This window comes from Blastococcus brunescens (assembly GCF_035320885.1).
Classification (GTDB): Bacteria; Actinomycetota; Actinomycetes; order Mycobacteriales; family Geodermatophilaceae; genus Blastococcus_B; species Blastococcus_B brunescens.
On sequence record NZ_CP141261.1, the window covers coordinates 3,882,785 to 3,908,087 of the forward strand.

25 protein-coding genes and 9 pseudogenes are annotated in these 25,303 nt (G+C 73.2%); 21 read left to right on the top strand and 13 right to left on the bottom strand.

From position 1 onward, the window contains the following. Positions 1 to 18: 18 nt before the first annotated feature. A pseudogene (locus U6N30_RS34640) lies at positions 19 to 2,117 on the bottom strand (DUF885 family protein); the annotation flags it as partial. Positions 2,118 to 2,252: 135 nt separating this feature from the next. Further along, entirely contained in the window at positions 2,253 to 3,182 is a 930-nt protein-coding gene (locus U6N30_RS26100) for an NAD-dependent epimerase/dehydratase family protein (protein ID WP_324274554.1), read from the bottom strand. A 127-nt stretch (positions 3,183 to 3,309) separates the two neighbouring features. Between U6N30_RS26100 and U6N30_RS26105 the strand changes: the two are divergent. The 3 genes and pseudogenes from U6N30_RS26105 to U6N30_RS26115 all read left to right on the top strand — a co-directional run bounded on the left by U6N30_RS26105 (position 3,310) and on the right by U6N30_RS26115 (position 5,313). Beyond that, a pseudogene (locus tag U6N30_RS26105) lies at positions 3,310 to 3,989 on the top strand (TetR/AcrR family transcriptional regulator). Between the two features lie 83 nt (positions 3,990 to 4,072). After that, positions 4,073 to 4,429, top strand: coding sequence for a PAS domain-containing protein (locus tag U6N30_RS26110; RefSeq protein WP_324274555.1), 357 nt, complete (start codon positions 4,073 to 4,075; stop codon positions 4,427 to 4,429). Further along, positions 4,336 to 5,313, top strand: a complete 978-nt coding sequence (locus U6N30_RS26115) for a PP2C family protein-serine/threonine phosphatase (RefSeq protein WP_324274556.1) — start codon at positions 4,336 to 4,338, stop codon at positions 5,311 to 5,313. Before U6N30_RS26110 ends, U6N30_RS26115 begins: the two co-directional genes overlap by 94 nt. A gap of 31 nt (positions 5,314 to 5,344) precedes the next feature. Here U6N30_RS26115 and U6N30_RS26120 read toward each other — a convergent pair whose 3' ends face one another. The 5 genes and pseudogenes from U6N30_RS26120 to U6N30_RS26145 form a co-directional block, all read right to left on the bottom strand. After that, positions 5,345 to 5,638, bottom strand: coding sequence for a DUF1416 domain-containing protein (locus U6N30_RS26120; RefSeq protein WP_324274557.1), 294 nt, complete (start codon positions 5,636 to 5,638; stop codon positions 5,345 to 5,347). Positions 5,639 to 5,644: 6 nt separating this feature from the next. Next, positions 5,645 to 6,472 carry a sulfurtransferase gene (locus U6N30_RS26125; RefSeq protein WP_324274558.1) on the bottom strand — a complete coding sequence of 276 codons (828 nt, stop codon included), beginning with the start codon at positions 6,470 to 6,472 and terminating at the stop codon, positions 5,645 to 5,647. A gap of 262 nt (positions 6,473 to 6,734) precedes the next feature. Then, positions 6,735 to 7,082: a thioredoxin family protein gene (locus U6N30_RS26130; RefSeq protein WP_324274559.1), complete on the bottom strand. Its 348-nt coding sequence runs from the start codon at positions 7,080 to 7,082 to the stop codon at positions 6,735 to 6,737. A 30-nt stretch (positions 7,083 to 7,112) separates the two neighbouring features. Continuing rightward, positions 7,113 to 7,899, bottom strand: a pseudogene (locus U6N30_RS26140) (LmeA family phospholipid-binding protein). Next, positions 7,818 to 8,651, bottom strand: coding sequence for a hypothetical protein (locus tag U6N30_RS26145; RefSeq protein ID WP_324274560.1), 834 nt, complete (start codon positions 8,649 to 8,651; stop codon positions 7,818 to 7,820). The pseudogene U6N30_RS26140 and the gene U6N30_RS26145 overlap by 82 nt, the downstream one beginning before the upstream one ends. Before the next feature lie 190 nt (positions 8,652 to 8,841). On the opposite strand from U6N30_RS26145, the pseudogene U6N30_RS26150 reads away from it, so the two are divergent. From U6N30_RS26150 to U6N30_RS26165, 4 genes and pseudogenes are all read left to right on the top strand, one after another. Continuing rightward, positions 8,842 to 9,098, top strand: a pseudogene (locus U6N30_RS26150) (DNA-binding response regulator); the annotation flags it as partial. A gap of 111 nt (positions 9,099 to 9,209) precedes the next feature. After that, the gene (locus tag U6N30_RS26155; RefSeq protein WP_324278473.1) at positions 9,210 to 9,569 is read left to right on the top strand and encodes a winged helix-turn-helix domain-containing protein; all 360 of its coding nucleotides are present in this window, start codon (positions 9,210 to 9,212) and stop codon (positions 9,567 to 9,569) included. Positions 9,570 to 9,722: 153 nt separating this feature from the next. After that, positions 9,723 to 9,827, top strand: a pseudogene (locus U6N30_RS26160) (mycothiol synthase); the annotation flags it as partial. Between the two features lie 391 nt (positions 9,828 to 10,218). Beyond that, positions 10,219 to 10,482: a GNAT family N-acetyltransferase gene (locus U6N30_RS26165; protein WP_324278474.1), complete on the top strand. Its 264-nt coding sequence runs from the start codon at positions 10,219 to 10,221 to the stop codon at positions 10,480 to 10,482. 34 nt (positions 10,483 to 10,516) lie between these two features. Here U6N30_RS26165 and U6N30_RS26170 read toward each other — a convergent pair whose 3' ends face one another. Beyond that, positions 10,517 to 11,659: a PhoX family protein gene (locus U6N30_RS26170; RefSeq protein WP_324274561.1), complete on the bottom strand. Its 1,143-nt coding sequence runs from the start codon at positions 11,657 to 11,659 to the stop codon at positions 10,517 to 10,519. Further along, positions 11,602 to 12,197, bottom strand: a pseudogene (locus U6N30_RS26175) (PhoX family protein); the annotation flags it as partial. The pseudogene U6N30_RS26175 and the gene U6N30_RS26170, both read right to left, overlap by 58 nt. A gap of 655 nt (positions 12,198 to 12,852) precedes the next feature. Between U6N30_RS26175 and pstS the strand changes: the two are divergent. The 6 genes and pseudogenes from pstS to U6N30_RS35835 all read left to right on the top strand — a co-directional run bounded on the left by pstS (position 12,853) and on the right by U6N30_RS35835 (position 17,061). Further along, a complete protein-coding gene (gene pstS, locus U6N30_RS26180) occupies positions 12,853 to 14,097 on the top strand; it encodes a phosphate ABC transporter substrate-binding protein PstS (RefSeq protein WP_324274562.1) in 1,245 nt (414 codons plus the stop codon). A gap of 118 nt (positions 14,098 to 14,215) precedes the next feature. Then, positions 14,216 to 15,169 carry a phosphate ABC transporter permease subunit PstC gene (gene pstC / locus U6N30_RS26185; protein ID WP_324274563.1) on the top strand — a complete coding sequence of 318 codons (954 nt, stop codon included), beginning with the start codon at positions 14,216 to 14,218 and terminating at the stop codon, positions 15,167 to 15,169. Between the two features lie 115 nt (positions 15,170 to 15,284). Further along, positions 15,285 to 16,253, top strand: coding sequence for a phosphate ABC transporter permease PstA (gene pstA, locus U6N30_RS26190; protein ID WP_324274564.1), 969 nt, complete (start codon positions 15,285 to 15,287; stop codon positions 16,251 to 16,253). Between the two features lie 95 nt (positions 16,254 to 16,348). Beyond that, a pseudogene (locus U6N30_RS35825) lies at positions 16,349 to 16,570 on the top strand (ATP-binding cassette domain-containing protein); the annotation flags it as partial. 95 nt (positions 16,571 to 16,665) lie between these two features. Further along, positions 16,666 to 16,752, top strand: a pseudogene (locus U6N30_RS35830) (phosphate ABC transporter ATP-binding protein); the annotation flags it as partial. Between the two features lie 102 nt (positions 16,753 to 16,854). Next, complete coding sequence (locus tag U6N30_RS35835) at positions 16,855 to 17,061, top strand: hypothetical protein (protein WP_479690558.1); 207 nt, start codon at positions 16,855 to 16,857, stop codon at positions 17,059 to 17,061. A gap of 276 nt (positions 17,062 to 17,337) precedes the next feature. On the opposite strand, the gene U6N30_RS26200 is transcribed toward U6N30_RS35835, so the two are convergent. Both U6N30_RS26200 and U6N30_RS26205 read right to left on the bottom strand, forming a co-directional pair. Continuing rightward, positions 17,338 to 18,075 (bottom strand): LytR C-terminal domain-containing protein, encoded by a 738-nt coding sequence (locus U6N30_RS26200; protein ID WP_324278476.1) that lies wholly within the window; start codon positions 18,073 to 18,075, stop codon positions 17,338 to 17,340. Next, on the bottom strand, positions 17,966 to 19,648 hold the full coding sequence (locus U6N30_RS26205; protein ID WP_324278477.1) for an LCP family protein: 1,683 nt from the start codon (positions 19,646 to 19,648) through the stop codon (positions 17,966 to 17,968). The genes U6N30_RS26200 and U6N30_RS26205 overlap by 110 nt, the downstream gene beginning before the upstream one ends. Between U6N30_RS26205 and U6N30_RS26210 the strand changes: the two genes are divergently transcribed. Continuing rightward, the gene (locus U6N30_RS26210; protein WP_324274565.1) at positions 19,530 to 20,330 is read left to right on the top strand and encodes a hypothetical protein; all 801 of its coding nucleotides are present in this window, start codon (positions 19,530 to 19,532) and stop codon (positions 20,328 to 20,330) included. The genes U6N30_RS26205 and U6N30_RS26210 overlap by 119 nt on opposite strands. On the opposite strand, the gene U6N30_RS26215 is transcribed toward U6N30_RS26210, so the two are convergent. Then, positions 20,276 to 20,536, bottom strand: a complete 261-nt coding sequence (locus tag U6N30_RS26215; RefSeq protein WP_324274566.1) for a DUF2795 domain-containing protein — start codon at positions 20,534 to 20,536, stop codon at positions 20,276 to 20,278. The genes U6N30_RS26210 and U6N30_RS26215 overlap by 55 nt on opposite strands. A 195-nt stretch (positions 20,537 to 20,731) precedes the next feature. Beyond that, positions 20,732 to 20,941 (bottom strand): hypervirulence associated TUDOR domain-containing protein, encoded by a 210-nt coding sequence (locus tag U6N30_RS26220; RefSeq protein WP_324274567.1) that lies wholly within the window; start codon positions 20,939 to 20,941, stop codon positions 20,732 to 20,734. Between the two features lie 406 nt (positions 20,942 to 21,347). Here U6N30_RS26220 and U6N30_RS26225 point away from each other — a divergent pair, with 406 nt between their 5' ends. From U6N30_RS26225 to U6N30_RS26250, 7 genes and pseudogenes are all read left to right on the top strand, one after another. Then, positions 21,348 to 22,082, top strand: coding sequence for a siderophore-interacting protein (locus tag U6N30_RS26225; RefSeq protein ID WP_324274568.1), 735 nt, complete (start codon positions 21,348 to 21,350; stop codon positions 22,080 to 22,082). 125 nt (positions 22,083 to 22,207) lie between these two features. Further along, positions 22,208 to 22,636: a response regulator gene (locus tag U6N30_RS35840; RefSeq protein ID WP_479690559.1), complete on the top strand. Its 429-nt coding sequence runs from the start codon at positions 22,208 to 22,210 to the stop codon at positions 22,634 to 22,636. Between the two features lie 100 nt (positions 22,637 to 22,736). Beyond that, positions 22,737 to 22,835: pseudogene (locus tag U6N30_RS35845) on the top strand (winged helix-turn-helix domain-containing protein); the annotation flags it as partial. A 91-nt stretch (positions 22,836 to 22,926) separates the two neighbouring features. Then, positions 22,927 to 24,459 (top strand): sensor histidine kinase, encoded by a 1,533-nt coding sequence (locus U6N30_RS26235; protein ID WP_422677983.1) that lies wholly within the window; start codon positions 22,927 to 22,929, stop codon positions 24,457 to 24,459. After that, positions 24,456 to 24,701, top strand: a complete 246-nt coding sequence (locus tag U6N30_RS26240; RefSeq protein ID WP_324274569.1) for a hypothetical protein — start codon at positions 24,456 to 24,458, stop codon at positions 24,699 to 24,701. Before U6N30_RS26235 ends, U6N30_RS26240 begins: the two co-directional genes overlap by 4 nt. Then, a complete protein-coding gene (locus U6N30_RS26245) occupies positions 24,698 to 24,823 on the top strand; it encodes a hypothetical protein (RefSeq protein WP_324274570.1) in 126 nt (41 codons plus the stop codon). Before U6N30_RS26240 ends, U6N30_RS26245 begins: the two co-directional genes overlap by 4 nt. After that, positions 24,820 to 25,167 (top strand): hotdog fold domain-containing protein, encoded by a 348-nt coding sequence (locus tag U6N30_RS26250; RefSeq protein ID WP_324274571.1) that lies wholly within the window; start codon positions 24,820 to 24,822, stop codon positions 25,165 to 25,167. Before U6N30_RS26245 ends, U6N30_RS26250 begins: the two co-directional genes overlap by 4 nt. Positions 25,168 to 25,303 lie beyond the last annotated feature (136 nt).

The following is a 25,303-nucleotide window of genomic DNA, read 5'->3' on the forward strand; positions in this document are numbered from 1 at the left end:
CTCCAGCCACGCCCGCTCCCCCAGCTTGTAGCTGATCGCCTGCCCGGGGATGCCGAGGTAGCGGACCAGCTCGCTGTCGAGGAACGCGAGGTCGGCGCCGGAGTTCTCGCCGAGGAAGGCCCGCGCGAGCTCCGGCGTCCAGGGCTGCCCGCGGTGCTCGGCGAGCGCGCCCTCGGCGTCGTCGGGGATCGGCAGCCCCAGGTGCATGCCGATGTCGATGACCACCCGCACCGCGCGCAGCTGCTGCGCGTCGAGGTAGCCCAACCGCGCGGCCGGGTCGGTCAGGTAGCCCAGCTCGTCCATCAGCCGCTCGGCGTAGAGGGCCCAGCCCTCGACGTTCGCGCCGACCGAGCCGAGCGACGTCTGGTAGGCCGACAGCTGCCCGGAGACGTAGGCCCACTGGGCCAGCTGCAGGTGGTGACCGGGAACGCCCTCGTGGTACCAGATCGAGATCAGGTCCCAGAGCGGGAAGCGCTCGCGGCCGAGCGTGGGCAGCCAGGTCCGCCCCGGACGGGAGAAGTCCTGCGCCGGCCGCGTGTAGTACGGCGCAGCCGCGCTGCCCGGCGGCGCGATCATGGCCTCGACCGTCCGGACCGGCTCGGCGAGGTCGAAGTGCGTCCCGTCCAGGGCCCCGATCGCGTCGTCCATCATCGACTGGAGCCGCTCGCGGATCGCCTCCACCCCGTCGACGGCGGGACCGTGCACGTCCAGCCAGCGCATCGCCTCCATCGGCGTCCCGCCGGGCACGACCTTCTCGGCCTCGGTGCGCTGCTCGGCGAGGATCCGGCGGTGCTCGCCCCAGCCCCACGCGTAGGCATCCTCGAGCCCGGTCCCGGCCCCGAGGTCGGAGCCGGTCCAGCGCCGGACGGCGACGGCGTAGCGCTGCCGGCCCACCGCGTCCGGCGTTCCCTCCGCGCGCGGGGCGTACTCGTCGCGCAGGTAGTCGCGGATCGCGGCCACCGCTCCGTCCGCGGCGGCCGCCGCCCGCGTCAGCTCCGTCCGCAGGCCCTCGGGCCCGGCCGCGGCGAAGGTCGTGAAGTACGGCCCGGCAAGCCACTCGTCGAGCTGTCCGACGACGGTGCGCACCTGTCGCGGAGCGACGAGCAGCCCCGCCGGACGCCCTCCTCGAGGGCAGCGCGGAAACCCGCGTAGGCCTCCGGCACGCGCGCCATCCGCCGGGCGATGACCGCCCAGTCCTCCTCGGTCGCCGACGGCATCATCAGCAGGACCTGGCGGACGGAGTGGACCGGGCTGAAGAGGTTCGACAGCGCCCGGTAGCCCTCGCCCGTCTCGTGCGCCGCCAGCTCGGCACCGAGGCGCTCGCGCAGCAGCCGTGCGCAGCTCCGCTCCACCGGGTCGTCGGCCAGGGCGGGATGAGCGGCCAGGACCCGGTCCAACTCCCCGAGCGTCGTCCGGGCCAGCTCGGCCTCCGCCTCGAGCCCGGCCGGGCCGAAGTCGGGCAGCCGGTCGTCGCCGGGGCGGTTGCCCAGGCTCGTCGCGACGATGGGGTCGAGGTCGCTGACCGCCTCGACGTAGGCGTCGGCGACCTGTCGGGGGTGGCGGGTTCGTTGCTCAGCGGAGACGTTCCAATCGTGCGGACATCCAGGGGCGGGCGGGCCGCCCGGGCCGGCGCGGTCGATCGCGTACATCAGGGCGCCCTCGACGATCCCGTAGAGGCGCACCGCCCGGCTGACGTCCGGCGCGTCGGGCGTGCGCGCCAGGACGTCGGTGGCGAGCTCCCAGCTCGTCGTCGTCCGCGCCTGCCCGACGTAGAGCTCGACCAGCCCGTCCGGGCTGGTGACGAGGAGTTCGACGTCGTCCCCGTCCCGGGGACGCAGGAAACCGGACTCCCGGACCCCCGGGCCCACGATCGCGCCGTCATCGGTGAGCTGCCAGGACCGCGACTCGTAGGCCAGGAAACCGCGGCCGTCGTGGCCGAACCGGATCCACTGGCCGAACCGCAGGTCACGATCGGATCCCGCGGCGGCGCCGCTCAGCACACCCTCGCCGTGCCACTCACCCAGGAGCGGCAGCACGGAGAGCAGCTCGTCGGACACCTCGGGGCCGGAGCGGACGTCGCTGGTGTCGGGAACCGGCAGCTCGGTGGCGCCGGTCACCGCCGGCCTCCCGTCGGCCGGCGCGCGAGCCGGTAGGCGCCGGCGGCGCAGGCGATCGCGCCCAGCGACGCCAGCGTGGCGAGAACCCAGGCAGAGACCATGCCCTCCACGGTAATGACGACGGCGGCGGACGCCTCAGGCGGTTCCCGTCGCACCCGCCGCCGTCGCCCGCACCACCTCGTCCCACGGGGTGGCGGTCAGGCCGAAGGTCGCGGTCGTCGCCGTCGCGTCGGTCACGAAGTCCTGGTCCCACTGGTGCCGGATGGCCACGACCTCGCGCATCACCGGGACGGCGACGCCGACGGCGCGCAGCACCGGCCAGGGGATGCCGCTCACCGGCACCGGTGCCACGCCCAGCCCGCGCGCCACGTCGTCGAGGGCCTGCCGCTGCGAACGCGGGGCGTCGTTCGGCACGTGCCACGCCCGGCCCAGGGCGCGCTCGTCGGTGCCCAGCGTGGCGAGCGTGGCGGCGACGTCGGGCAGGTAGGCCCAGCTGCGCTGCGCGTCCGGGTTCCCGACGACCCAGGCCCGGCGGCCCGCGCGCAGGGCGGGCAGTTGGCGCATCAGGTGCGACTGCCCGGCCGGCACCTGCGGTCCGACGAAGTCCGCCGCCCGGGCCTCGGTGGCGCGGACCCGGCCTGCCTCGTGCGCGGCGAGGGCGTCGGCCCACATCCGGGCACGGACCCGCCCCTTGACGTCGGTGGCGGCCAGCGGTGTCTCCGTCGTCATCGGCCCGGACGGGCGGCCGTAACCGTAGAGGTTGGACATGGTGACCAGTACCGCGCCGGTCCGACCGGCGGCGCTCAGCAGGGCCGCGGCGACCGGCGGCCAGTCGGGGGCCCAGCGGTGGTAGGCCGGGTTGACGGCGTTGTACAGCGCGGCCGCGCCGTGGGCCGCACGGGTGAGGGCCTCGGCATCGGCGGCGTCCACCTGACGGTGCTCGACGGTCTCCGTCGAGCGGCCGCCGCTGCGCGACAGCACCCGCACCCGGTGTCCCCGGGCGACCAGTTCCTCGGCCGTCGTCAGTCCTACGGGGCCCTTGCCGACGATCACGTGCAGTGACATGGGGAGCTCCCTCACCCTTCGACGAGAGCGGTGCTCTCGTTCGAGAGCAACGTCCTGCATTGCGGCACTGCTGTCAAGAGCATCGATCCTGGTTGCGAGCAGTGCTCTCACCTGACAGTCTTCCGTCGTGCCGAGCGCCCGGGAACGTGTCCGCGCCGAACTCACCGCCGAGATCACCGACGCCGCGCGCCGGCAACTGGCCGAGGTCGGCGCCGCCGCGCTGTCCCTGCGCGCGGTCGCCCGCGAGGTCGGCATGGTGTCCTCCGCCGTCTACCGCTACTTCCCGAGTCGGGACGACCTGCTCACCCGGCTGATCATCGACGGCTACGACGACCTGGGTGCCGCCGCGGAGGCGGCCGACCGGCCGGCCGCACCGGCACCGGAGCGCTGGCTGGCCGTGTGCCGCGCCGTCCGCGCCTGGGCCCTCGCCCACCCGCACGAGTACGCCCTGCTCTACGGCTCCCCGTACCCGGCTACGCGGCGCCCCGGGACACCGTTCCCGCGGCGGCCCGGACCGGGGTGGTGCTCGGCCGGATCCTCGGCGACGCCGCACGGGCCGGCCGGCTGCCGGAGGGGACCGGCGAGCGCGATCCGGCACTCGTCAGCGACGAGACGGCCGCGGTCCTCGGCGGGGACCACCCCGCGCTGGACGAGACCGTGCGGGTCCGGGCGCTGCTCGGCTGGAGCGCCCTCTTCGGCACGATCAGCTTCGAGCTGTTCGGGCACTTCGCCGGCTCCGTCGAGGACGGCGACCGCTATTTCGACCGCGCCATGACCGACCTGGCAGGCCTCATCGGCTTGCGATGACGGGACCGGCCCGCGCCTATGCTCACCAGGGTTCGCCGACCGTCGTGCCGGTGGGAACCGGTCCCCCGGCTGAGGAGGCACGCGTGCGGACGCCCGAGGAAGAGCTCGCCCGCGCCCTCGCCCGCTACGAGTGGGTGCTGGCCAACGTCGCCGACGGGATCTACGGCCTCGACGCCCAGGGTCGCGTGGAGTTCGTGAACCCGTCCGCGGTCCGCATCACCGGCTACCCGTCGGTCGAGCAGCGCGGCCACGACCAGCACGCCCTCCTGCACCACCACCGGCTGGACGGCTCCCCTACCCGCGCGAGGAGTGCCCCGTCTGGGAGGCCCTGCGCAGCGGGCGCACCGTGGTCGCCGACGACGAGGTGTTCTGGCGCAGGGACGGCACCCCGGTGCCGGTCGAGCTGGTCGCCGTCCCCACCGTCGAGGACGGCGGGGTGACCGGCGTCATCGTGTCCTTCCGCGACCTCACCGAGCGGCGCGAGGCCGCGCAGCAGGCCGCGGAGATCGACCGGCTGGCCCGCGACGCCGCGGCGTCACGCGCCCTCTCCGACCGGTTGCAACAGGCCCTGCTCACCCCGCCACCCGAGCCCGACCACCTGCACGTGGTCGTCCGCTACCAGCCGGCCGGCCACGAGGCCCAGGTCGGCGGGGACTGGTACGACGCGTTCCTGCAGCCCGACGGCGCGACCATGATCGCGATCGGTGACGTCGTCGGCCACGGCAGCGCCGCCGCGGCCGCGATGGGGCAGCTGCGCGGGATCCTCCGGGCCCTCGCCTACGACAACGACGAGACCCCCGCGGCAACCCTCGGTCGCACGGACCGGGCCGCCCAGGGGTTGGCGGTCTCGACGCTGGCCACCGCGATCCTCGCCCGCGTGGAGCGCCATCCCGACGTGCCGGTGTCCGGCCGGCGGGTGATCCGGTGGAGCAACGCGGGCCACGTGCCTCCGCTGCTGCTCGCTCCCGACGGCACCTCCCGGGTGCTCGAGACCCCGCCGGACCTGATGCTGGGCGTGGACCCGGCCACCGCACGCCGGGACCACACCGTCGAGCTCGACGACGGGCACACCCTGCTGCTGGTCACCGACGGGCTCGTCGAGCGGCGAGGCTGCGATCTCGACGAGGGCATGGCCCGCCTGCAGGAGGCACTGCGCGAGGTAAGCGGAGAGCCGCTCGACGAGCAGCTCGACGCGGTGCTGGCCCGGCTGGTCCCCCAGGCGGGCGAGGACGACGTCGCCGTCGTCGGCGTGCGGGCCTATCCCGAGGACCAGCCACGCCCGGCGGAGGCGGGGCCGAACCGCCTGCCGCCGGGCATGGGCTGAGATAGGACCCCGTTCTCCCCGAGACGGGGCCTTACTCGATGACGATCGTCGTCTCGTTCAGCCCGACCTCGGCGGAGAGCACCCGCTCGCCCTTGCCCACCGGGGCCAGCGAACGGACCTTCCACTCCCCGGGGGCGGCGAAGAACCGGAACTCGCCCTCGGGACTGGTCACCACCTCGGCGGTGAACTCGTCGGTGGTGTCCAGGAGCCGGACGTAGGCACCGGCCACCGGGGCGCCGTCGTGCCAGACCTGACCCTGGATCACCGTCTGCGTGGAGAGGTCGACACCGGCGAGGGTGCCGCCCTGCTGCGGAGCGCCGCACATGTCAGCTCACTTCTCGATCGGGACGCCGACGAGCGAGCCGTACTCGACCCAGCTGCCGTCGTAGTTCTTGACGTCGGGCTTGCCGAGCAGCTCGCGCAGCACGAACCAGGTGTGGCTCGAGCGTTCGCCGATCCGGCAGTAGGCGATGGTCGCCTTGCCCTCGTCGTAGCCCTGCTCGTCGTAGAGCTTGGCCAGCTCCTCGTCGCTCTTGAACGTGCCGTCCTCGTTGGCCGCCTTGCTCCACGGGATGTTCTTGGCGGTCGGGACGTGCCCGCCCTTCTGCGCCATCTCCTGCGGCAGGTGCGCCGGCGCCAGGATCTTGCCGGAGAACTCGTCGGGCGAGCGGACGTCGATGAGGTTCTTCGAGCCGATCGAGGCCACGACCTCGTCGCGGAAGGCACGGATCGAGAGGTCGGGCTCACTGGCCTCGTACTGCGTGGCCGGGCGCTGGACGGCGTCCTTGGACAGCGGGCGGCCGTCGAGCTCCCACTTCTTGCGGCCGCCGTCGACCAGCTTGACGTCGGAGTGCCCGTAGAGCTTGAAGTACCAGTAGGCGTAGGCGGCGAACCAGTTGTTGTTGCCGCCGTAGAGCACCACGGTGTCGTCGTTGCTGATGCCCTTCTCCGACAGGAGGGCCTCGAAGGCCTCCTTGTTCACGAAGTCGCGGCGCAGCGGGTCCTGCAGGTCCTTCTTCCAGTCCAGCTTGACGGCACCCTCGAGGTGGCCGCCGTCGTACGCGGCGGTGTCCTCGTCGACCTCGACGAAGACGAGGCCGGGGGTCCCGAGGTTCTCCTGGGCCCAGTCGGCGGTGACGAGCACGTCGTTGCGGCTCATGGTGTTCCTCCGTAGATCGGTGTGCGGGTGGTCGGGCGCGGGCCGGCAGGGCCCGCTGGGTTCAGGCGCAGCTCACCGACGCACGTGGGTGCGGCGGGACGGGTGCAGTCATTGCAGGGAGAAGACCTTCGGACGGCGGACAGGGCGCGTCTGGACGGTCGGAACCGACCTCAGGGGGTCGGACAGAGGCAGCTGCCGACGCGGCACAGGTCAACTGTGCGGCGAGAGGTCAGCAGAGTGCCCACGGCGCGAGAGTAGCCGATCACGCGCGTGTCCCCACATGGGCGTCCACCAGAGCGGTCAGCTCGTCGGGTCGGGGCGCGCCGCTGCCGCGCCCGATCAGCCGGCCCTCCCGGTCGAGGTAGAAGAGCGTGGGGGTCAGCCGGACGTCGAGCTCGCGCACCGCGTCCAGGTGGCTCTCGGCGTCCACCTGCACGACCGCCAGGCCCGGCCGGGTCGCCTCGAGCTGCCGGAGTCGCGCTCGGGTCGCCCGGCACGGCCCGCAGAACGCGGTGGAGAACTGCACGACGGTGAGGTCGGCCTGCTCCGGTCGCACGCCGAGCCGGTCGAAAGCGCCGGTGGGTGTCACGCTCTCGCCTCCCACGGTCATCCCTGGCAGCAACCCGACCGGGCCGAGGGACTATTCCGGCTGCCGCAGCACGGTGTCGGTCGCCTCGACCCGGATGTCGACGCCGTCCGCGGCGGAGCGCACGCCGGTGAGCTCCAGCCCGAACGGCAGCGCGGGCAGCTCGTACCGCAGGTCCAGCAGGTCGACGGCGCGGTCCAGGAGGAAACCGGGGACCTCGATGCCGGCGCCCGACGCCTCGTCGACGTCGATCACCAGCATGTCGCCGTCCAGGGTCACCTGGCCGTCCGCGACGAGCGGCAGCTCCCGGCCGAGCAGTTCGACCGTGCGGGTGATGCGCAGACCGTCCCCTCGCGCGTCAGTTCGGTGTCCGCCCCGAGCTCCTCGGACAGCAGCGCGTAGGTCAGCGTCGCCGTCCCCTCGATGCGTTCCACCGGCACCTCCTGCACGGAGCCGGAGAGCACGTCCGAGAACGGCAGCTCGACGCCGCGCAGGGTGACCTCCGCGCGGGTGCCCTCCGGCTGGTCCAGCTGCGCGGCGGTGAGCGAGATGTGCACGTCGTCGTAGCGACCCCCATCGCCTGCGTCAGGAACGGGAAGCCCCGGATGTCGACCTCCGGCATGCCCTGCACGGTCTCCTGCTCCGCCAGCCGCTCGGCGACCTCGCGCTCGGCCAGCCCCACCGCGAGGCGGTCGACCAGGAGCAGCAGGCCCAGGACCACACCCAGGACGATCCACAGAGCCTTGGCGCGGGCGGGTCTCACAGCACCGTCTGCAGGGCCAGTGCCACCGGCGCGCAGGCGGCGAACGGCAGCACGGTCTGGACCACCGACAGCGCCCACGGCGACAGCGACGGGTCGACACCGGACATGGTCGCTTCGACCACCACGTAGCTGGCCACCAGCGCCATCATCGCCGTCACCCCGGCGAGCGCGGCGCCGAGGACGAGCGCCGGGACGGCCCCGGCGCTGCCGCCGACGTCCCGTCCGAGGAACGCCACCAGCGCGCCGGCCACCACCGACAGGAGGAGCCCGAGCAGACCCCGTGGCACGCCGGTGGCAAGGAGCGGGCGGGGCAGCACGAGGTCGACGAGGTGCCCCACGACGAGTGCGGCACCGACGGCCAGGAGCGCCACGAGCGCGCGCCCGTGGCCCTCGGGCGTGCGGCCGAGCAGGAGCAGCGCGGCGAGCGCGGCGACCGCGGTGAGGAGGAGCGCCGAACCGGACAGCGACGCAACGAGATCGTGCCGGGGCCTGCGGAACATCTGCTGGACGACGGCTGCCAGGAAACCCAGCCCGAGGACGACCAGCAGGTGCCCGAGCGCCGGCCGCTCGGGCAGGACGAGGACGAGATCCGCGGCGACCGCGGTCGCCGCCCCCACGGTCAGCGAACCGGTGAAGCCCTGGATGCCGGTCACCACCACCCAGGTGAGGACCAGGCCGAGCTGCAGGACGAGCACCCCCGCCAGTCGGCCCTCGTCGCCGAGCACCTCCGGCAGGCCCGCCACCAGCAGCACCGCCGGCGCCGCCAGGGCGGCCGGCTGGAGGTGGTGCACCCGCGCGGGGAGCGCGGAGGAGAGCGCCGGCGACGTCACGGGTCGATCGTGGCAGACGCCGGTCCGGCCGGCCGGTTCCCTCGGCCGATCGGGCGGCAGTTCGGACGGCGGAGCGCCGAATCGCCGCCGGACCCGGCCTCGCCACCGTCGGGTCGGCTATCCTGCCGTCTCACCTCGACAGCGCCGTCGATGGCTCCCCTCGAAGGAGACCTACATGCGACTCGTGCTCATGACGGCGGCTCGACAGGCCACGACCGAGGTGCTGCCCGCCCTGGGGCTGCTGGCCCACCAGGTGCGCGTGGTCGCCCCCGAGCTCTCCAGCCTGCTCGACGGCGACTCGGGCGACGTCGTCCTCGTCGACGCGCGCCACGACCTCATCCAGGCCCGCACGCTCTGCGGCCTGCTCTCCTCCACGGGCGTGGCTTCCGCACTGGTCGCCGTCCTCTCCGAGGGGGCCTGGTGGCGCTGTCCGCCGACTGGGGTGTCGACGACGTCCTGCTCGACACCGCCGGTCCCGCGGAGGTCGACGCCCGGCTGAGGTGGGCGACCGCGCGCCGGCTGGCCGCCACCACCCCGGCCGACGGCAGCGACGGTGGGGTGACCCAGGCCGGCGAGCTGGTCATCGACGAGCACAGCTACTCCGCCAAGCTCCGCGGCCGCCCGCTCGACCTCACCTACAAGGAGTTCGAGCTGCTCAAGTACCTCGCGCAGCACCCGGGCCGGGTCTTCTCCCGCGCCCAGCTGCTGCAGGAGATCTGGGGCTACGACTACTTCGGCGGCACCCGCACCGTCGACGTCCACGTGCGGCGACTGCGCGCCAAGCTCGGCACCGAGCACGAGGCGCTGATCGGGACGGTCCGCAACGTCGGCTACAAGCTCGACCAGCAGGTCGCCGACGCCACCGCGAAGGCCGCGCAGGCCGCCTCGGAGGACACGGCCGACGCCGAGCTGGTCTGATGGCCCGGTGATCACCGGAGTCGACGCGTCCGAGGTCCCCGTCCCCGAGATCCTCGCGCTGCTGCGCGCCGCCGCCGCGTCGGACGGGGTGCGCCCGGTGTCGGAGGGTGCCGAGCTGCGGTTGCAGCACGGCTCCCCGACGGGGTCGACCTGCTGGTCCGCGACGACGGCCACCTCGCGGGGTACGCCCACGTCTTCGACGGCACCGCCGAGCTGGTCGTGCACCCCGACCGGCGGCGCCGCGGCGTCGGGACGGCACTGCTGAGACAGCTGCTCGAGCTGGGCGGCGACCGGCAGCTGAGCATCTGGGCGCACGGGGATCTGCCCGGCTCGGCCGAGCTGCTGGCACCGCACGGGTTCACCCGGGCCCGGGTCCTGCTGCAGATGCGCCTGCCGGACCTGGCCGCCGCCGACGTCGACGCGCACCCCGCGCTCCCCGAGGACGTGCGGGTGCTGCCGTTCCGGCCCGGCCGGGACGAGGACGCCTGGCTGCGGGTCAACGCCCGCGCGTTCGCCTGGCACCCCGAGCAGGGACGGATGACCCGGGAAGACCTGGAGCTGCGCGAGGCCGAGCCCTGGTTCGACCCGGCGGGATTCCTCATGGCCTGGCGGGGGATCCCGATGACGGCGGCGTGCTGCTCGGCTCGCACTGGACCAAGGTGCATCCGCCGGGGACGCGGCCGAGGGCCCGGTCGGCGAGATCTACGTGCTCGGCATCGACCCCGACGCCCAGGGCATGCGGCTGGGCCGGGCGCTCACCGACCTCGGCCTGGCACACCTGCGCGAGCGCGGCCTCGGTCAGGTTCTCCTCTACGTGGAGGAGGACAACGAGGCGGCCGTGCGGCTGTACGAGGGCCGCGGCTTCACCCGGTTCGCCGTCGACGTCTCCTGGCGACGAGATCCTGCCGGGTGACGGCGCCGCATGCTCCTGGCGTCGGGCACCGCGCTCAGGTGCCGATGACGCCGCCGTCGTCCTTGGTGATGACCACGGTGGCCGACCGGGGAGTGTCGAAGTCTTCGTTCTGCGGCCAGGTGCTGCCGCCGTCCTCACCCGGGTGCTGCAGGTTGATGAACATGGTCCGCTGGTCCGGCGTGGTGATGACTCCGGTGACCTCGCAGCCGATGACCCCGGTCAGGAACCGCTTGATGTGCGGCACGCCGTCCGCATCCACGGTGGTCGGGTCCGCTGCGAGCATCTGGTCGTTGGCCTCCAGCGGCTGCGTGCCGTCCGTCTGGATCCAGATCCGGCCGTCGGGGTCGGCCCAGAGCCCGTCGGGGGAGCTGAAGGCGTCCTCGCCGTCGATGGTGGCGCCGGACTCCGGCGGGCCGGCGAGCACGAACAGGTCCCAGGCGAACGTGGTGGCGGTGTGGTCGCCGCCGGCCTCCTCCCAGCGGAGGATCTGCCCCCAGCGGTTCTGCACGCGAGGGTTGGCCGCGTCCGGGGTCTCGCGTTCGGCGTTGTTGGTGAGGGTCAGGTAGACCATGCCGGTGGTCTGGTCGACCGTCGTCCACTCCGGCCGGTCCATCGGTGTGGCGCCGAGGGCGTCGGCCGCCAGCCGCGTCCTGACCAGCACCTCGCCCTGGTCGGCGAAGGCGTCGCCGGTCAGCGGACCCTGCCCGTGCACCAGCGGCAGCCAGGTACCGCTGCCGTCGTCGTCGAACCTCGCGACGTAGAGCGTGCCGTCGTCCAGTGGGCTGGTGCCCGCGGCCCGCATCGACTCCCAGGTGCCGGCGCTGACGAACTTGTAGACGTACTCGTTCACCTGGTCGTCGCCCATGTAGACGACCACGTGACCGTTCGACGCGGTCTGCACGAAGGCGCCCTCGTGCTTCAGCCGGCCCAGGGCGGTCCGCTTGACCGGCGTGGACCCAGGGTCGAACGGGTCGATCTCCACCACCCAGCCGTGCCGGTTGGGCTCGTGCGGGTCAGCCGGGGTGACGGCGAAGCGGGGATCGTGCAGCGCCCAGTTGAACCGGTCGCCCCCACGCCGTAGCGGTCCTGGAGCTCGGCGTCCTCCGGGGCGAAGGCCTCCTCGCCGACCGCGAAGTAGCCGTTGAAGTTCTCCTCGCAGGTCAGGTAGGTGTTCCACGGGGTGACTCCGTGGGAGCAGTTGTTGAAGGTGCCCAGCGGGCGGCTGCCGTCGGGGCGGCCGCCGTGCGGAGCAGCTGGTTGCCCGCCGCCGGCCCGGCGACGGCCATCTCGGTGTTGGCCGTGATGCGCCGGTTCAGACCCGAGCGTTCGATCTTCCAGTTCCTGCCCGCTCGCTTCACCTCCACGACGGCGACGCCGTGGGCGTTCTGCGACTTCAGCACCATCTCGGGGGTGTAGCTGCCGCGGGCGACCTCGGTGTAGTCCTCCACGTAGGCGCCGGTGTGCAGGTAGAACTCGTCGGTGTACTCGTGGTTGACCACGAGCAGCCCCCGCCGGCTGCCCTTGTCGCGGTCGCCGAGCGGGAAGTAGTGCATGCCGTCGTGGTGCATGCCGATCTGCTGGGCCTGGTCCGCGGCGGTGTTGCCATCGGGCACCCCGGCATCCGGGGAGCCGGGCACGAACCTCGGGTGGTCGCCGAGGAACGGGGTGCCCCACGGCAGGAACGGCACGGCGGTGTAGCCCGGCGGGACGACCACCTCGTCGCCGTAGCCCAGCGGGACCGCCTGGTAGCCGAGCAGCCCTGCGCCCGGGGCTCCGCCCGGCTGGCCGGGGCGCCGCCCGGCTTCCCACGGCCATGGGCGAGCGCCGACGGCGGCCCGACGAGGCTGGTCGACAGGAACGTGGCGGCCGCCAGCATGCCGCCTCCCAGTACCGCCCGTCGGGACACGTGCCGCTGGATGACCTGGGAGATGTGGTCGGCGCCGGACGGGTTCGACGAACGGTCATCGGGGTCGGACGAGATACCGACGGCAGGTCCGGTCGACAGCGACATGCGAGCTCCTCAGGAGTGGCCGGTGGGGCGCACGGGACGCTAGGAGCACGAACCGATGCTCGGGTGGCCGTCGAGGGAGCGACGGTGAATCCGCCGGCCCCTCCCGTTCACCTGACCGAGCTATGGGGTGCCCCGCACACGGAGCAGCTGTCACCACCCCGGGGTCACGAGCAGGCGCGGGTCCCGACGAGCCCTGTCGACGCGGGATGGGGAGGGAGGTCGTCGGAGCGGGGCATCGCGGGCATGGAAACGGTTGCGCCTCGGGTCGCCGGGTGCGGCCGCTCGCGACCCGAGGCGCGACACCGTGGAGAGCTGCCACGCCCCGGTTCACCCGATGGACGTATGACGGCCGCCACACCGTGACCCAAGCCTCGGACCGCGTTCATCTCGCGTTCACCGAGCGACCGGCAGGCGGCCACTTCGGCTCCCTAACTTCCCTCTCGTCGGTCCGCTGCTGCCCGGAAGAGTCCGGGCTCATGTCGAGAGGCTTTGAGTTGAAGCTCAGTTCCAAGACGCGCGTCACCACGCTGTCCGTGGCGCTCGCCAGCACCCTCGCCCTCACCGCGTGCGGCGCCTCCAACGAGACGGACAACGCCTCCAGCGGCGGCGGCAGCGAGGGCGGCGGTCTGAGCGGCACGCTCGTCGGTGCCGGCGCGAGCAGCCAGCAGGCGGCCATGCAGGGCTGGACCGCCGGGTACTCGGGCGTCCAGCCCGACGTGACGGTCAACTACGACCCGGTCGGCTCGGGCGGTGGCCGCGAGCAGTTCCTTGCCGGCGGCACCGACTTCGCCGGCTCCGACGCCGCGCTGGACGAGGAGGAGCTCGCCGAGGCCGAGGAGCGCTGCGGCGAGTCCGGCATCTTCGAGCTGCCGAACTACATCGCGCCGATCGCGGTCGTCTACAACCTCGAGGGCGTCGACGAGTTGAACCTCTCGCCCGAGACGGTCGCCGGGATCTTCAACCAGCAGATCACCAGTTGGAACGACCCGGCCATCGCCGCAGACAACCCCGACGCCACCCTGCCGGACCTGACGATCACGCCGGTGAACCGCTCCGACGAGTCGGGAACGACCGAGAACTTCCTGGAGTACCTGACCGCCGCCGCCGGCGACGCGTGGCCGCACGAGCCCAGCGGCGACTGGCCGGTGTCCGGCGGCGAGGCCGCCCAGGGCACCTCCGGCGTGGTCAGCGCCGTCGGTGCGGGCAACGGCGCCATCGGCTACGCCGACCTGAGCCAGGCCGGTGACCTCGGCGTCGCCAACATCGGCGTCGGCGAGGAGTTCGTGGAGCCAACGGCCGAGTCAGCCTCGGCGGTCGTGGAGAACTCCGAGACCCTCGAGGGTCGTGGCGAGTACGACTTCGCCATCGAACTGGCGCGCGACACCACGGAGTCCGGCAACTACCCGATCGTGCTCATCAGCTACCACATCGGCTGCATCGAGTACGACGACCAGGAGACCGCCGACCTGGTCAAGGACTTCATGTCCTACGTGATCAGCGAGGACGGCCAGCAGGCCGCGGCCGACGCGGCCGGCTCCGCGCCCATCTCCGACGCGCTGCGCGAGCAGGCCCAGTCGGCGATCGATGCGATCACCGCTGCCTGATCCGGCACCATCAGCGACGGCCCGGAGCGTCAGACGACGTTCCGGGCCGTCGCCGCCGCCCGTTCGGGGCGGCACCAGTTCACGACGCACCTACCGCAGCCCAGCAGACGGAGCACCGGTGACAGTCACCAGCCCACCACAGGAGCCGACGGCCCCACGGCCCGTCCGGCGGCCCGGCGACCGGATCTTCTCCGGCAGCGCCAGAGGCGCCGGGATCCTGATCCTCGTCATCCTCGCCGGCGTCTCGCTGTTCCTCCTCGCCGAGTCCCTCCCGGCCCTGACCGCCCCGGCCGAGGACATCCCCGGTGAGGGCGGGCTGGCCTCCTACGTCTGGCCGCTCATCTTCGGCACGCTGTTGTCGGCGGCGATCGCGCTCCTGGTGGCGACCCCGCTGGCCGTCGGCATCGCCCTGTTCATCACGCACTACGCGCCACGCCGGCTGGCGCAGGTCCTGGGCTACGTCGTCGACCTGCTGGCGGCCATCCCGAGCATCGTCTACGGATTCTGGGGCATCGCCTGGCTCGCGCCGCGGCTGGTCCCCTTCTACCGCTGGCTCGAGGAGAACCTCGGGTTCATCCCGCTCTTCGCCGGCCCGGTCTCGGCCACGGGGCGGACGATGCTGACCATCGGCCTCGTGCTCGCCGTCATGATCCTGCCGATCGTCAGCGCCATCTCCCGCGAGGTCTTCACCCAGGTGCCGTCGCTGCACACGGAAGCCGCCCTCGCCCTGGGCGCGACCCGCTGGGAGATGATCAAGATGGCCGTGATCCCGTACGGGAAGTCGGGCATCATCGGCGGCGCCATGCTGGGTCTCGGCCGCGCGCTCGGTGAGACCATGGCGGTCGCCATCATCCTCTCCGGCTCGGCCGCAGGGATCACCTTCGCGCTCATCTCCAGCGCCAACCCGCAGACCATCGCGGCCAACATCGCGCTGCAGTTCCCGGAGTCCACCGGGCTCGACGTCAACACCCTGATCGCCAGCGGCCTCGTGCTGTTCGTGATCACGCTGCTGGTGAACATGCTCGCCCGCTGGATCGTCAACCGCCGGGCCGACTTCTCCGGAGCCAACTGATGAGCACGTCGACCGCCCAGGGGCAGCCCCCACCACCGACGTCGCGGCCGCGCCCGACCCGCGCCCGACCCGACGGCTCCCCCGCTGGGCCCCCTGGGCGGCGTTCGCCGGCGCTGTGGCAGTGGCCTACCTCCTCGGCCTGGCCACCAGCACGAACATCGTCCTGCTGGTGATCTACACCGTCGTCATCGGGACCATCGCCCTCTACGCGGCCTCCCGGGTCGTCGAAGGGCCGCGCCGCGCCCAGGACCGGCTGGTCACCTGCCTGGTCTCGAGCGCCTTCGGCATCGCCATGGTGCCGCTGGTGTCCCTGGCCTTCGAAGTCATCCGGCGGGGTGCCCTGCGCTTCGACGGCGAGTTCTTCGGCGCCTCGCTCGTGGGCGTCATCGGCGAGGGCGGCGGGGCCTACCACGCCATCATGGGCACCCTGATCATCACGCTGCTCACCACGCTGATCTCCGTGCCGATCGGCCTGATGACGGCGATCTACCTCGTCGAGTACGGCTCCGGCCGGCTCAAGAAGTCGATCACCTTCTTCGTGGACGTGATGACCGGCATCCCCTCGATCGTCGCCGGTCTCTTCGCCTACGCCCTGTTCGTCATCTTCTTCGGGGCCGGCATCCGGCTCGGGATCATGGGCGCGGTGGCCCTCTCGGTCCTCATGATCCCGGTGGTCGTCCGCTCCGCCGAGGAGGTCCTGAAGCTCGTCCCCAACGAACTGCGCGAGGCCGCCTACGCGCTGGGCGTCCCCAAGTGGCGCACGATCGTGAAGGTGGTGCTCCCCACTGCCATCGCGGGCCTCGGCACGGGCGTCACGCTGGCCATCGCCCGGGTCATCGGTGAGACCGCACCGCTGCTGGTGACCGTGGGCATCACGAACGGGACGAACCTCAACCCGTTCGAGGGCCGCATGGCCACGCTCCCGGTCTACGCCTTCTACCAGCTCACCCAGCCGGGCGTACCGCCGGAGAACGCCATCGACCGGGCCTGGACGGCGGCGCTCGTCCTCATCATGCTGGTCATGGGCCTCAACGTGGTCGCCCGCCTGATCAGCCGCTTCTTCGCTCCCAAGACCAGTCGCTGAACCAGCTCCAGCCAGGAAGGGACCACCCCGTGGCCAAGCGCATCGACGTATCCGACCTCGACATCTACTACGGCAAGTTCCTCGCCGTCCAGGGCGTGAACGTCTCCATCGAGCCGCGCAGCATCACCGCGCTCATCGGGCCCTCCGGCTGCGGCAAGTCGACGTTCCTGCGGTCGATCAACCGCATGCACGAGGTCATCCCCGGCGCCCGGGTGGAGGGCAAGGTCGTCATGGACGGCCAGGACCTCTACGGCCCGGACACCGACCCGGTGACCGTCCGCCGGCAGATCGGCATGGTGTTCCAGCGGCCGAACCCGTTCCCGACCATGTCCATCTACGACAACGTCGCCGCCGGCATGCGGCTGAACGCCAAGAAGATGACCAAGGCCGCCACGGACGAGCTCGTCGAGCGATCGCTGAGGGCGCCAACCTCTGGGGCGAGGTCAAGGACCGGCTCGACCGGCCCGGCTCGAGCCTCTCGGGCGGCCAGCAGCAGCGGCTGTGCATCGCCCGGGCCATCGCCGTCGAGCCCGACGTCCTGCTCATGGACGAGCCCTGCTCCGCGCTGGACCCGATCTCCACACTCGCGATCGAGGACCTGATGACCGAGCTCAAGGAGCGGTTCACCATCGTCATCGTCACGCACAACATGCAGCAGGCCGCGCGGGTCAGCCAGCAGACGGGCTTCTTCAACCTCAACGGCGTCGGCCAGCCCGGGCGGCTGATCGAGTTCAACCCGACGGAGAAGATCTTCAGCAACCCGGACGAGAAGGCCACCGAGGACTACATCTCGGGCCGCTTCGGCTGAACGAGGCCGACCTCGTCGGGGTCGGGGGTACGGAAGGGCGGCTCGCTCGGTGCGGGCCGCCCTTCCGCGTCCTCGTCGTCGACCGACACGTCGGGTTCCTCCCCTCGACCCCGAAACCGGGTGCCGGTTCCGGCGCACCCTGACCGGGATCCGCGGCGGGGATCCCCTCGTCGGAGGGATCGGCACTGAACGGCGGCGGCATCATCGACATGCGGGATCCCTACCCCTCCGTGCGGGCGTCGAGACGACCGGCAGGTGAACGGGACGCGACCCTCGTCAGCAGGTGACGGGAGCCGGTTCCGGCTCGGCCGCCGCCGGCTCGGTCACGTCCGCCGCTGCCGCCTCGGGCGCGGGAGCGATCGTGACCGGGACGACGGACGAGTAGCCCGGCCCGACGACCAACTGCACCGTGCCCGCGAGGTCGTCGCTGGACTGCAGCACGGCGCCCGGCACGGCTGCGGCGACCGTGCGGGCCTGCTCGAGGCCGTCGGGCCCATGGCGGACGACGCTCTGGCTCACCGTCCCCGGCTCGTTGCCGACCGCGGCGACGACGAAGCCCTGCGCCCGCATCAGGTCGGCGACGGTGGCCGCGAGACCCGTCGTCGCCGTCCCGTTCAGCACGTCCACGGTCACCGACGACGGCGGCACGGTCGGCGCCGTGTCCGCCGGCGCGGCCTCGGGCGGCGGCAGGAGATCACCGGTCGGGGCCTCCTCGGGGGCCGCGGCCGGCTCCTCGGGCCCGAGGACGAACTGCTCCGGCACCTGGGTGCCCTCGATCACCGCGTCGAACAGGGCCCGGGTGCCCGTGCCGTCCAGGAGCACGTACGCCTGGTCGGTCCCGGCCGGGACGTAGCCGACCTGGGCCACCGGGAGGCCGGCCCGCTGCACCGCGTCCCCGGACAGGTCACCCAGGCTGCCGGCCAGCGTCCGGAGGTCGCCGAGGTTGGTCTGCTCGTCGACCGTGAGCGCCTCGGCGGCGCGGTTGAGGAAGCGGTTCAGCGTGATCGGGTCCACCAACGTGCCGGTCGACATCGCCGCCCGGAGCGTGGACGTGAGCAGTCGCTGGGCCCGCTCGGCCACCGCGGTTCCGGTCACGTCCGTACCGGTGTCCCCCGGCTGGAGGTAGCCGGCGGCCGCCTCCCCGAGATCTCGGACAGGCCCGCCGGCAGCGGGTCGCCGCGGCATCGGTCGCCTGCGACGGGATGACGCAGACCGGGACGCCGCCGAGGGCGTCGACCATCCCGGGGAGGTCGGCGAGGTCGACCCCGAGGTAGTGGTCGACGCGCAGACCGGAGAGCTGCTGGACGGCCCGCACCATGCACCCCGGGCCGCCCTCGAGCAGCGCGGTGGCGAAGGCCTCCGTGACGGGACTGCGCAGCGAGCCGTCGGGCGTCCGGCAGGCCGGCGTGTCCACGAGCGCGGTCGGCGGGAAGCTGACCAGCACCGCCCGGTCCCCTCGGCCGAGACCGAAGCCAGCAGAGCGGCGACCGAGGCCGTCCCGGTCTGGCCGGGCACGTCGCTGCCGACGACCAGGTAGGTCTCGTCCCCGGCCTGCAGCACGGGCGCGAGGATCTCCGGCCCGTCGACCGCGAGCGCATCGACCCGGTCGATCTTCTGGTCGACGTAGAAGTAGAGCCCCAGGTGGTAGAGCAGCACCACGCCCACCACCGCGCCGAGCGCGGTCAGGGCGCGGATCAGCCGGCGCCGACCGGGACCGGCCGCCGGACGCGGGACGGGACGCCGTCGCCGGTCGACCGGCGGGGGCGCGACCGTGCCGGGGAGCGGTGGAATGGGGCCGCTCCGGCGGGAGGGGCGGCTGTCGGGCTCCCAGGCGACCGGCTGGCCTGGAGCGGGGGACGGGCGGCAGGCCTGCCTGGGGTGCGGGGCGGCCGGCACCCGGCACGGGCGGCAGGCCGGACTGGCGCGCGGAGACCCCTCCGCCCGGCACGGGCGGCAGCCCGGCCCGCACGACGGGCGGCGGCTCATCGGGTGCGCGCAGCGAGGGTGGTCCTCGACCCGGCGGGCGGCACGGCGCCGACCGACGGCGCCGCCCTGACGGGCGAGCAGCTGCTCGACGGTCACGGACTGGGCGCCGGCCTGGCCGTCGTCCGCACCGCGGCGGGTGCGTCCGGGGACGGCGGAACCAGCAGCGCCCCGCGTCGGCTGTTCCCCACCGGTGTCGACACCTTCTCGTCGTCGTCCCTGCCCCGTCGCCGGCGTCGTCCCGGCGTGCCCCGACGATACGGGGAGTGGGCGAGGAGCGGGCCGGACTCGCGGCAGGCGATACCCCCGACCGGGCGAGGAAGCGTCCAACCGAATAGTGGGCCACCGGCTTCCTGCGTAGCGTGGTGCCGGTGAGACTGCCCTCGGTGCCGGGCCCGTCCGATCTCCTGAACGCCGCGGGAGTGTCCGCGACGGCTTCTCGGACGCGCTCGACCTGATCCCCGGTCGCCGCGGCCGTCGGCCGCATGGAGGAGCTGCTGAGCCGGGTGTCGGGCGTCCTGGACCGCGTCGACGGCATCGTCGACCGCGCGGACGAGGCCATCACCCGCCTGGACGCCACCCGCACGCGGGCGGACGAGGCCATCGACGGGGTCGCGCAGACCCGCGCCAACGCCGACGAGGCCATCGCAGGCGTCGCCCAGACCCGCGCCAACGCCGACGAGGCCATCGCAGGCGTCGCCCAGACCCGCGCCAACGCCGACGAGGCCATCGCAGGCGTCGCCCAGACCCGCGCCAACGCCGACGAGGCCATCGCAGGCGTCGCCCAGACCCGCGCCGACGCCGACGAGGCGATCGCCGCGGTCGGCGGGACGGCTGCTCGCGCCGATGCGGTCGTGGTGCGGGCCGAGGACATGGTCGGCCGGGTCGAGCCGCTGCTCGCCGACTACCAGCCGGCACTGGCCGCCCTGGCGCCGTCGATCCGGCGGCTGGCGGCCTCGTTCGACCCCGGCGAGGTCGACGCACTGATCACGCTCATCGACCGCATGCCGCAGCTGGTGATCCACCTCGACGAGGACATCCTGCCGGTGCTGGAGACCCTCGGGACCGTGGGCACGGACGTCCACGACCTGGTGGACACCGTCCAGGACATGCGCCAGATCGTGAAGGGCTTCCCCGGCTCGAAGCTCTTCCGCCGACGGGGGCCGAGGAGATCGCCGGCGACGAGGCGCGGGAGAACGCCGGCACCTGAGCCGGCGCCCTCCTGCCCCGATCACGTCTCGGTCGGGTACCCCAGCGCCCGGACGACGTCGCCGATCCGCTCGTAGGTCTGCCCCGCAGGCAGCTTCGCCAGCTCTGCGGCGACCACATCGGGCGCGCGGTGATCGCGCGCGGCCTCGATCAGCTCGGGACCGGTGGCCGGGAAGTCCGCCCGATCCAACCAGCGGGCCAGCTCCGCCCGGGCCACCACTGCGTCGGCGTCCATCCCGACCGGCGTCCCGCCGACCATCGTCCCCGCGGGATCGGCGTCCAAGTCCGGATCGCCCTCGGCTGCCGGCTCGACCTCGCGCCACTCCTCGGCCCGGGTGGCGTGCTCCCCTTCAGCATGCCCTGGATCTCGTGCTCCATCTCCTCGTCGACCCGCGGGCTGTGCTTGGTGCTCCGCTGGGACGCGAAGTCGCCACTGGACTCGCTCACGCTGTCTCCCTCTCTGATCCGGGTGGGGCCGTCAGCCCTCGTGCAGGGCGTCGGGCTTGTGCACGGCCGTCTTGCCGCTCTTCTCGCTGCGCACCTCGTACTGCGGGTCGTCCTTGCTGGCCCGGACCGTCCGCCCGGATGCCTCGGTGTCCTCGGTGATCGTGCGTTCGACGGTGCCCTCCACAGTGCTCCCGTGGCTGTTCCAGGTGACGTGGTCACCCTTCGAGAAGTCCTTGGCCATGACTGTCCCCCTGTCGCGGATCCGGTGTCCCTGCCCGTGCCCGGCGCCGCCGCCGGACACACATGGGGATCGGCGGCGGGCACGATCACCCGTTCGAGAGCGGACCTCACCCCAAGGGGCCATGGCAGGAGCGGATCCGTCACGTAGCGTCGACCACGACGGACACCTGATCGATGTCCACGCAGGCCCGAGCCGCGTTCTGGCTACCCAGCGTGACATCCGGTTCCGTCCTCGATCGCCGGCCCGGTCGACTCCATTCCCCGGAGTCGGCCGGGTCGGCCCGTTCCGCCCCCGTTTAGGCTGGCGTGCCGTGACCCTCCCCCACCCCGCCGACCGGCCCGCGACCGATGGGCCGGCGACCGATGGGCCCGCGTCCGATGGGCCCCGTCCCGTCGACGTCCTGACGGTGGTCGGGGTCTCGGACGTCACGCCGTCGGTGCGCCGCGTGGTCCTGTCCGGTTCCCCGGCGGCCGTGGCAGCGGCCGGACCGACGGTGAACCTGCTGGTGCCGCGCGTGGGCGATCCCGAGCCCCGCTGGCCGCGCATCCAGCGGGACGGGCGGATCGTCTGGCCGGACGGCAGCCACGGCGTGGCGCTGCGCAGCTACACGGCCCGGCGCCAGGATCCGGCCGCCGGCATCGTGGAGATCGACTTCGTGCTGCACGGTGACGGGCCGGCGGCCGCCTGGGCCACCGCCGCCCGACCCGGCGCCCTGCTCGCCGTCGCCGGGGCCGCCTCCCTGGCGGAGCGTCCCGCCCGCTGGGTGCTGCTGGCCGGGGACGAGACCGCGCTGCCGGCGATCAGCCGATTGCTGGCCGCGGCACCGCCGGAAACCACCGGTGTCGCCTTCCTGGAGGTCGCCGGACCGGAGGAGGAGCAGCCGCTCACCGCGCCGGCCGGGATCGCCGTGCACTGGCTGCACCGCGGTGCCACGCCGCCGGGTGAGAGCACGCTGCTGGTCGACGCCGTCGCGGCGTTGGAACGGCCCGACGGGGACGACGTCTTCGCGTGGGTCGGGGCCGAGTCCGCCGCCGTGCGCACGATCCGCGCGGACCTGCGCGGCCGCTGGGGCCTGGGCCGGGCGCAGCACCACGCGATCGGCTACTGGCGCCGCGGCCGCGCCATGGCTCCCGCCGGCTGACAGCGCCGGGAGCATCACAGCGAGCTGCGCCCAGGGAGTTCACAGGTAGCGTCCAGACCGACCGCAGGCGGAGCCGCCACTCTCGGGTCATGACGACGGCACCCGCTCGCCCCACCGGAGGAACCGTGACCGGCAGTTCGCAGTCCCGCACTCCGGAGGCGCGGCTCCTCGTCGTCGACGACGAGCCCAACATCCGCGAGCTCCTGTCGGCGAGCCTGCGCTACGCCGGGTTCGACGTCGCCACCGCCGCGGACGGCGAGCAGGCCCTGGCCCTCGCGGAGAGCTTCCGGCCGGACCTGCTCGTCCTCGACGTGATGATGCCCGGGCTGGACGGCTTCGGCGTCGTCCGCCGGCTGCGCCAGAACGGCCGGCACACCCCTGTCCTCTTCCTGACCGCGCGCGACGCCGCGGAGGACAAGGTCTCCGGCCTGACGCTGGGCGGCGACGACTACGTCACCAAGCCGTTCAGCCTCGACGAGGTCATCGCCCGCATCCGGGCGGTGCTGCGGCGGACAGCGGGCGCCGCGCAGGCGGCGGCCGAGGCCCCCGCCTGACCTTCGCCGACATCGAGCTGGACGAGGAGAGCCACGAGGTCATCAAGGCCGGCACGCTGATCAGCCTCTCCCCACCGAGTTCAAGCTGCTGCGCTACCTGATGGCCAACGCCGGCCGGGTGCTGTCGAAGGCGCAGATCCTCGACCACGTCTGGAACTACGACTTCAACGGCGAGGCCAACGTCGTGGAGTCCTACATCTCCTACCTGCGCCGCAAGATCGACACCACGGAGCCGCGGCTGCTGCACACCATCCGGGGGTCGGCTACACCTTGCGGTTGCCGCGGGGCGCATGACACCTCCGCCCGACGTCCGGGGCTCGAGGGTCCCGCTGCGCGTCACCCTCGTGGCGCTCATGGTGGCCCTGCTGAGCGTCGCACTGCTGGCGACCGGTTTCGCCACCACGTCGCTGCTGCACGACTACCTGCAGGACCAGCAGGACGAGGAGCTCCGCGCCACGGTCCAGTACAACCAGCGTCCCCAGTTCGTGAACGCCTGCCGCCAGCCCGGTTCCCCTCAGGCGAGCTCGTTCTTCTTCGCGTGCCTCACTCCCGACAGCGACGCGCCGGTGGTGATCGCCCAGCCGCGCGGTCCCCACGGCGACGAGTTGCCCATGTTGAGCGACGACGTGGTCGACCGGCTCCGCGAGGACGACGCCCCGCTCACGGTGCGGTCCGGCGGCAAGCAGTGGCGCCTGGCCTCGGGCGAGCTGCCCGACGGTTACACGCTGGTGGTGGGCGCTGACCTGGAGACCGACGAGCGGGCCATCGCCCGGCTGGTGCGCATCGAGCTGGTCGTCGGGCTCGCGCTGCTCGTGATCCTCGGCGCCGCGGGCTACCTGCTGGTGCGCAACAGCCTCCGGCCGCTGGTCGAGGTCGAGCGGACGGCGCGGTCCATCGCCGCCGGCGATCTCTCCCAGCGCGTGCCCACGGGCGACCAGCGCACGGAGGTCGGCCGGCTCTCCCTGGCCCTGAACGGGATGCTCGCGCGCATCGAGAGCGCGTTCCGCGCCCAGCAGGCCTCCGAGGAAGAAGCGCGGGGGTCCGAGCACCGGATGCGACGCTTCGTCGCCGACGCCAGCCACGAGCTGCGCACCCCACTGACCTCCATCCGGGGCTTCGCCGAGCTCTACCGGCAGGGCGCGGTGGGCAGCGACGAGGAGGTCGCACGGCTGATGCAGCGCATCGAGGCCGAGGGCGCCCGGATGGGGGTGCTGGTCGAGGACCTGCTGCTGCTGGCGCGGCTGGACCAGCAGCGTCCGCTCACCTTCGCCCCCGTCGACCTGGCCGAGATCGCCGGCGACGCCGTGCACGACGCGAAGGCCGTCGCGCCCCTGCGGCCGATCAGCCTGCACCTGGACGAGTCGCTCACCGATGTCCCCGTGGTGATCGGTGACGAGAGCCGGCTGCGGCAGGTCGTCGGCAACCTGGTGACCAACGCCCTGACCCACACCCCGGCCGATGTGCGGGTGACCGTGTCGGTGGCCGAGGCACCCGACGACGGCGACACGCTGGTCCTCCGGGTCTCCGACGAGGACCGGGCATGGACCCGGCCGATGCGGCCCGCGCTTTCGAGCGCTTCTACCGTGCCGACGCGGCGCGCACCCGCCGCCAGGACGGCACCACGGAGGCCGGCGGCACGGGTCTCGGCCTCGCCATCGTCTCCTCGCTCGTCGCCGCGCACGGCGGCTCGGTCGACCTCAGGACCGCTCGGGCGCAGGGCGCTTCGTTCACCGTCCGGCTGCCCCGCTCGGGCCCGGCCGACCTGCGCTCCACCGGGGGTGCCGCCGGGTCGTCCTGACGCCCCTGCCACGATCCGGAGGTGACTCCGACCGACAGCGGGACCATCCCCGACGCCGAACCGCTCGCCGCTGCTGCCGACCTCGGGACGGCGCTGCGCGAGCTGATCGAGGTGTCGGTGACCACCACCGTCGCCGCCGCCGAGGTGCGCGCCGCCGCCGAGCTGGTCCGGCAGGCCTCCGAGCGGCTGGCCGTCGCCCGGCGGACGGCCTCCCAGCTGCCCGCGCTGGACGACCTCTCGAGGGGCGGCGGGTCTTCAACCCGGTGACCGGGATCGGCAGCGCCCTGGCGCCGCCGCTCGTCGTCCGCCGGGACGCCGACGGTGTCGTCGCCGAGGTGACCCTCGGAGCCGCGTACGAGGGCCACCGAGCTTCGTGCACGGTGGCATGAGCGCCCTGTTCATGGACCAGCTCCTCGGCTCCGCCGCCGCTGCCGCGGGCCTCTGGGGGATGACCGCCCACCTGGAGCTGGACTACCGCGGCCCGCTCCCGCTGGAGACGCCGCTGGTGCTGCGCGCACGGGTGGCCGAGAGCTCCGGCCGCAAGTCCCTCATCACGGGCACGATCGCGCTGGCCGACGATCCGGAGCGGGTGCTCGTCGAGGCCCGCGGGGTATTCGTGATGCCCCGGCCCGAGAAGGTGGAGGCCTACTTCGGCGCCATCACCGATGCCACGGGGCGGCACACCCCGCCGAGCCGCCCCAGTGACGCCACGGCCGTGGACGACGGGCACTGAGACCGGACACCGGGAGGCCGGCCCCGCTGCGGGGTCCGGGTGCCGAGTCCTGGGTGCTGGGTGCGATAGCGGACACTGGACGGGAATCTGCACCACGACGATGAGGTTGGTCGGTGCGGTACGCCGTCCGTGATGC

What these genes read in the sequence shown, in the direction of transcription:
- U6N30_RS26205 (WP_324278477.1), bottom strand. Translation starts at nt 19,648, where the DNA reads ATGGCCTCGTCCGCCCGCGTGCGGGTGGCGTCCAGGCGGGTGATGGCC.
- U6N30_RS26210 (WP_324274565.1), top strand. Translation starts at nt 19,530, where the DNA reads ATGGAGGAGCTGCTGAGCCGGGTGTCGGGCGTCCTGGACCGCGTCGAC.
- U6N30_RS26120 (WP_324274557.1), bottom strand. Translation starts at nt 5,638, where the DNA reads ATGTGCGGCGCTCCGCAGCAGGGCGGCACCCTCGCCGGTGTCGACCTC.
- U6N30_RS35835 (WP_479690558.1), top strand. Translation starts at nt 16,855, where the DNA reads ATGACCGAGCTCAAGGAGCGGTTCACCATCGTCATCGTCACGCACAAC.
- U6N30_RS26250 (WP_324274571.1), top strand. Translation starts at nt 24,820, where the DNA reads ATGAGCGCCCTGTTCATGGACCAGCTCCTCGGCTCCGCCGCCGCTGCC.
- U6N30_RS26235 (WP_422677983.1), top strand. Translation starts at nt 22,927, where the DNA reads ATGACACCTCCGCCCGACGTCCGGGGCTCGAGGGTCCCGCTGCGCGTC.
- U6N30_RS26125 (WP_324274558.1), bottom strand. Translation starts at nt 6,472, where the DNA reads ATGAGCCGCAACGACGTGCTCGTCACCGCCGACTGGGCCCAGGAGAAC.
- U6N30_RS26220 (WP_324274567.1), bottom strand. Translation starts at nt 20,941, where the DNA reads ATGGCCAAGGACTTCTCGAAGGGTGACCACGTCACCTGGAACAGCCAC.
- U6N30_RS26130 (WP_324274559.1), bottom strand. Translation starts at nt 7,082, where the DNA reads ATGACCGTGGGAGGCGAGAGCGTGACACCCACCGGCGCTTTCGACCGG.
- U6N30_RS26100 (WP_324274554.1), bottom strand. Translation starts at nt 3,182, where the DNA reads ATGTCACTGCACGTGATCGTCGGCAAGGGCCCCGTAGGACTGACGACG.